A 1,730-nucleotide genomic window follows, 5' to 3' on the forward strand; every position below is an offset into this window, starting at 1 on the left:
AAGATCCCGCTTACTGGCTTGAAGGACTAACTCCAACTCAAAGTCGGCGCGGCGAGCGCTCACCAGTGGAAACTCGTAGCGCTGCCGCTCACCATAGAGAGTTGGTGGGAGATCCGGTCCGCTGCCGGTGATGAGCAGCCCATCGACACGGTCAAGAAGCCGTCGTCGAGCAGACGGTTCCGCTACTAAAGGAAGGATCAGAGGAACACCGCCGAGCTCTTCAACGGCCCGAATGTAGCGACCCCGCACAAAATAAGTGGGCTCGTGCCCACCCATATCCTTCCTGTCACCGGCATTAAAGTCTGGGGTTATGCCAATGACAGGTCTCATAACTCAATGCGCAGACTAGTTTATTGGGGCAGGCGTGACCGTAGGTCCCTCATTTTCGGCAGCAACACCGAGAAAACGGATGGGTCGATCACCACTAAGATGATCAGGAAAAATGGCATAGTCTCCGAGAATGCTGGGGACCCAGATACTCTTGGCCGTTGGTTCACTGAATCCAGAAAAAACATAGGCGAGACCACCGACTATTCCACCCCCTATGGCAAACGCCGCTTTAAAAGGAAAATACAGAATCGTGGCGACGGCTGATGCAGCTCCCATTCCGGCTCCGGAATAGGTTCCTTGCTGCACCTCAGCGGATGACGACTGACTCCAAGCCGGAACAATAAGCATCGAACAGTACATGATGACAACAATGAGAACCACAATAGGGAATCTCACGTGAAGCCCTCCTTCCTTTTCAAATCCACGATGATGGAATGCATGAACGATCATACACGAGCCCCGGCATGCGTTATAACAAATTCGCTGATGAATGTAACCCCCGTGGACTTCAATATTACGAGGTTGATGACACTGAATGATGCGGGGTCAGATCCAACTCTCCCAAGATATAGGCGAGAACATAGTCTGCGCGATTGCCGACTTCCTGATCCAATTCGATCATCAACTCATCGGCGAGGATTCGCTGATTTTCTTGGGTCAAACCTGCCTGCAATCTGAGATCCAGTTTGCACCAACAAACGGCTTGTACAAATAAATCCGCTATCCGTTCCTGATACTGAGGACGCTCGTGGGGGGCGAGTGTCGTTATACTTTTCGTAAGTCGGTCAGCGAGACACATCTTCTGTCGAAGCACCTCCAGCTGTTTGGTGCTCACCTCGACAGATATCTGGATGCCCGCTTTCCAACTTCGTTTTTTCACGTTGAACACACAATTCAGTACGTCGGGTTGTTCCTCAACCGGCTCAGGCCCGAAGAAGAACGTGATTCGATAAGATGAAATATCTCGGGGTGATTGTGGAATCATGGGGAGCCATTGTACCATGATTCACACGGGCTTAATTGACGGCCCTGTATCTCAAGGATAAGATGAACTCATGAACGATACGACCCACCGAATGCGGATCATTGCGATCCAAGAAGCACTTGGAGACATGGGCACGGTAGATGGATGGCTTTTCTACGACTTTCGCGCCAGCGACCCGCTCGCCTATCGGGTTTTGCTCCTTGATACGACCCAGCATGTCACTCGGCGCTGGTACTACTGGATCCCTACGTCGGGAGAGCCGGTCAAAGTCCTTCATAAGATCGAACCCCACATACTGGATGAGTTACCTGGTCAGGTCCAGCAGTACGTCTCGTGGGAAGAGCAACGTCTCTTATTGGCCTCCCTGTTGCGAGGTCGACGGCGGATCGCCATGCAATACTCACCGTTCAACGCT

At 52.0% G+C, this 1,730-nt stretch carries 3 protein-coding genes and 1 pseudogene; 1 reads left to right on the forward strand and 3 read right to left on the reverse strand.

Features of this window, described 5'->3' with window-relative positions; translation table 11 throughout:
- The 3 genes from ACOSYY_RS14065 to ACOSYY_RS14075 all read right to left on the reverse strand — a co-directional run.
- Nucleotides 1-330 (reverse strand): gamma-glutamyl-gamma-aminobutyrate hydrolase family protein (locus tag ACOSYY_RS14065; protein ID WP_421663148.1); only part of this gene is annotated, 330 nt, incomplete at its 3' end.
- Nucleotides 331-345: 15 nt separating this feature from the next.
- Nucleotides 346-726, reverse strand: a complete 381-nt coding sequence (locus tag ACOSYY_RS14070; RefSeq protein WP_421663150.1) for a hypothetical protein — start codon at nucleotides 724-726, stop codon at nucleotides 346-348.
- Nucleotides 727-844: 118 nt separating this feature from the next.
- The gene (locus tag ACOSYY_RS14075) at nucleotides 845-1,315 is read right to left on the reverse strand and encodes a hypothetical protein (RefSeq protein WP_421663151.1); all 471 of its coding nucleotides are present in this window, start codon (nucleotides 1,313-1,315) and stop codon (nucleotides 845-847) included.
- A 70-nt stretch (nucleotides 1,316-1,385) separates the two neighbouring features.
- Here ACOSYY_RS14075 and ACOSYY_RS14080 point away from each other — a divergent pair.
- Nucleotides 1,386-1,730: pseudogene (locus ACOSYY_RS14080) on the forward strand (M24 family metallopeptidase); the annotation flags it as partial.

The sequence above is a fragment of the Nitrospira sp. BLG_2 genome (assembly GCF_049222245.1).